The following is a 3,430-nucleotide window of genomic DNA, read 5'->3' on the forward strand; positions in this document are numbered from 1 at the left end:
CTCACAGCATTCTTTTTTTACGCAAAAACAGCCCCGCTAAAGCGCTCGACAACAGAGACAGCATGACCACCAAATAAAATCCTATCTCCGTTTCCCGCAATGGCACCACCATGCTCATGCTCCAAAAGCTGGAAATCATCGTAGGAATCGATACAAGAATGGTGATCCCTGCTAAAAATTTCATAATATGATTCAAATTATTGGCAATAACCGAAGAAAATGCATCCATCATGCTGCTAAGAATGGAGCCATAGGTCTGCACTAACGCCAAGGCTCGCTTATTCTCAATGATAACGCTCTCCAGAATGTCCTCATCTTCCTCATTCATCGGCAGCCAACGTCGAAACTGCGGTGAAGCCCGCATACGCACAATATTATCCAACACAATGTCATTCGCTCGGAGCGCCGCTGTGAAATACGTCAGCCCTTTTTCCAAATCTAGCAGCCGATACACTTCTTCATTTGTCGTAGAACGGCGCAGTTTCATCTCAATTTCGTCCGTCCGCTTTCGTATGCTGTTAATTTGCCGTAAAAAGGTATTGCCCGCTTGATAAAGAAGTTGGAAGAAAAAATGCACGCTTTTCGTCGTATCAAACCCCAGTCCCGCTTCGCCCCCCTTGGGCAAAACACTGGTGAATTCCCGTGTTACCGTAATCGTACAGTTAGGCGTTAAAATCACGCTCAAAGGAATGGTGTCATAACGATCCTGCCCGCGAAAAACAGGTACGCTGACAATTACCAGCAGGCACCCAGCGCTCCGCAATACCCTTGGACAGCCATCCTCCTCAAAGGCAAAACGGAAATATTCCTCTGGAACTCCCACTTTTTTTGCCACTTCAGCAATTTCTTCCGCCGTCGGATGCACCGAGTGAACCCAGCAGCCATCTTCCAGCGTCTCTAAGGACAAAGTACGCAAGCCCTCTTCATGGCTTTTATATACCGATAACATAATTATTTCTGCATCCAGTATTGGCTCTTGGACACACCCTCAATTTCCATGCTATCGACAATACCAACAATGGCTGCATCTACCGCACTGTTATCATTTTTCGTCACCCGTCGCGCCGAGCTACCGGAAGCGACCAGCACTGTCTCGCCATTACCAGCCCCCACCGTATCGACAGCCACCTGCATGCTGATATTATTCAACCCATCCAGATTCAGCGGCTGCACCACCAACAGCTTCCACCCTACCAGCGTATCATCTTTTGTCGGAGCTACCACAGTGCCTACTACTTTTCCTAACCACATATAGTTTCCTCCTCGCTACAATGACAGAAAGCCGGGGAATGCCGGTTACACAGAGTAACAGAGGTATCAGAGAAATGCCAGAGGGGATACGGTACGCAGAGTAACAGAGAAAAGCCAAAGAAAGGCCAGAGAATTGGCTTTCAGAGAGATTGCTTCGTCGCTTCGCTCCTCGCAACGACAACAAGCCAGCTTATCAGCAAGCAGCCAAGCCATCTCCCGCACCTCAAGTCCGCCTTACCCGTCATTGCGAGCGCAGCGCGGCAATCTCCTAAAAATCTGCTCTACTCCCTATACTCCTGTTAAAAAACCGTAACTCTCAGACGTACCCTCTGGCCACTCTCGTGACTCCTGTTCAATATCTTCTCTCTGTTACCTCTGGCCTTTCCTCTGTTCCTCTGTGTGAAACCGTTCCCCATTCCCTCCTGCGTCCCCTCACTCTACTCCCTTTACTCCTGTTAATAAATCTTCGTAACAAAGCCCCGATTTCCCTCTGCACTGGCTTGTGCATTCATCGGATATTCTTGCGCTTCAAACTATTCTGTCAACCGCGAGACAAAAACCAAGCGAATCCCTTTACGCTCTAGTTCTGGAATTACCTCACGCAAGGCTGTAGCCGTATGCATGCGCGCATGACCAATCACCACGGCGCTGCCGGAACGCAAAGCCAGATTGCCTGCCGTCCGCATCTTCTGCTTCACCGCATCCACTTCATCTACATTATCCAAAAACAAGTCATTTTCCGCCGCCGGCACGCCGAGCTGTCTCGCTGTTGTTCGCCCTACTGACTGAGAGCTAGTGCGGCTGTCGACAAAAAACAAACCTCGACTATGTAAGAGAGCCAGCACCTGTTTCATAACCCGGCTGTCCGCCGTAGCCAGCGACCCTTGATGATTGTTCACTCCCACCACTCCTGGCAGTGAACGCAATGCCTTTTCCACCGTACTTCGTATTTCGCCATCCGACATACTAGGGCTAATCGTATTATCTTCCGAAGCCGCTGACGCTTGCTGCGGCATCATCGGCAAATGCAATATTGCCTCTTTACCCGATGTTTTTGCAGCCTGTAGCGCTTCCGCCGAATGAGGACGATATGGAAGAATCGCAAAGGTCACCGGGCGTGGTAGCGCCGCAAGCGCCGCTATCGGTCCTGATGTATAACCAAAATCATCAATGACAATAGCCAAGCGCGCCTTTATTTCACCGCTCGGTTCTGGAATGGCATTTTTCGCATCCCCCACTGCTTTAACCGCCTCTTTGGTCTTTTCCTTTGCCTTTTCTTCCGCCGCCTTTTTCTCTTTATCTTTTTCGCTTCCGCCGATCGCCTCTTGGACGGCTGCCGGCATCAAGGTAGTTAACGCGTTTTTTCCGTCATCCTGCATTCCATACCAAACTGCCGCCCCTAGTGCCAATAACGCCACCACCCACCAAACGATGCGCGGTGACGATTTTTTCTGCTTCCTTGCCATAAACACACTCCTCTAACGTCCTTCCGCTCAAACTTCCACGCAGCCCGCTGGAAGTCCTGCTATAAAGAGCACGAGGACGCCGAAGATTAATTTTTGAACAAGAGTAAAGGGAGTAATCGGAGGGTACGATGAGGATACGGTATATTATTTTTTGAAAGTCAAAGTTTGTCGAGCCCTCCATCTACTCACTCTACTCCTGTTATAATTTAAATTCTCCTGCGTTCCCTCCCGCGACTCTCGAGACTCCTGTTCAATTCCCGCCCCATTTAAAAAGCCTGCGCACTCCCAAGAATGCACAGGCTTTCAAGTCTACTTTTATTGTTTCTTCCCAAACCATTTCTGATACAGCTTGTCATACTCGCCATTGGCTTTTAAGGTTTCCAACGCTTTGTTCACCTTGCCAGCCAGTTCGGTATTTTTCTTAGCCACTGCAATGCCATAGTCTTCAGCATTTTTCAGTTCGGTTGTTGCTAGCTTGGCAAAGGCATCGCCTTTTTTCTCAAACTGCCCCAAATAATATTGATTAACCGGCAAGTCATTTACAACCGCGTCTACACCGCCAGCTTTCAATTCCATAAAGGTTTCCGGCACGCCATTGAATTCACGCACTACCGCACCAGGAATCTTGCGAGCTTCTTCCGCGGAAGTCGTGCCTATCTGCACGGCAATTTTTTTGCCTTCCAAGTCCTTAAAGTTCTTGATTGTCGTATTCT

The 3,430-nt window shown here is 49.0% G+C and carries 4 protein-coding genes; all 4 read right to left on the reverse strand.

The window, feature by feature from the left end; translation table 11 throughout:
• Window position 1 precedes the first annotated feature (1 nt).
• Window positions 2–949, reverse strand: coding sequence for a magnesium transporter CorA family protein (locus PHF27_RS13920; RefSeq protein WP_300071353.1), 948 nt, complete (start codon window positions 947–949; stop codon window positions 2–4).
• A gap of 2 nt (window positions 950–951) precedes the next feature.
• The gene (locus PHF27_RS13925) at window positions 952–1,251 is read right to left on the reverse strand and encodes a EutN/CcmL family microcompartment protein (protein WP_300071356.1); all 300 of its coding nucleotides are present in this window, start codon (window positions 1,249–1,251) and stop codon (window positions 952–954) included.
• Window positions 1,252–1,784: 533 nt separating this feature from the next.
• Window positions 1,785–2,717: a divergent polysaccharide deacetylase family protein gene (locus PHF27_RS13930; RefSeq protein ID WP_300071359.1), complete on the reverse strand. Its 933-nt coding sequence runs from the start codon at window positions 2,715–2,717 to the stop codon at window positions 1,785–1,787.
• Between the two features lie 315 nt (window positions 2,718–3,032).
• Window positions 3,033–3,430 (reverse strand): transporter substrate-binding domain-containing protein (locus PHF27_RS13935; protein WP_300071362.1); only part of this gene is annotated, 398 nt, incomplete at its 5' end.

The organism is Anaeromusa sp. (assembly GCF_028691475.1).
GTDB lineage: Bacteria > Bacillota > Negativicutes > Anaeromusales > Anaeromusaceae > Anaeromusa.

Bases quoted from the DNA above. Each gene is read 5' to 3' on its own strand.
- PHF27_RS13930 (WP_300071359.1), bottom strand. From the start codon at position 2,717: ATGGCAAGGAAGCAGAAAAAATCGTCACCGCGCATCGTTTGGTGGGTG.
- PHF27_RS13925 (WP_300071356.1), bottom strand. From the start codon at position 1,251: ATGTGGTTAGGAAAAGTAGTAGGCACTGTGGTAGCTCCGACAAAAGAT.
- PHF27_RS13920 (WP_300071353.1), bottom strand. From the start codon at position 949: ATGTTATCGGTATATAAAAGCCATGAAGAGGGCTTGCGTACTTTGTCC.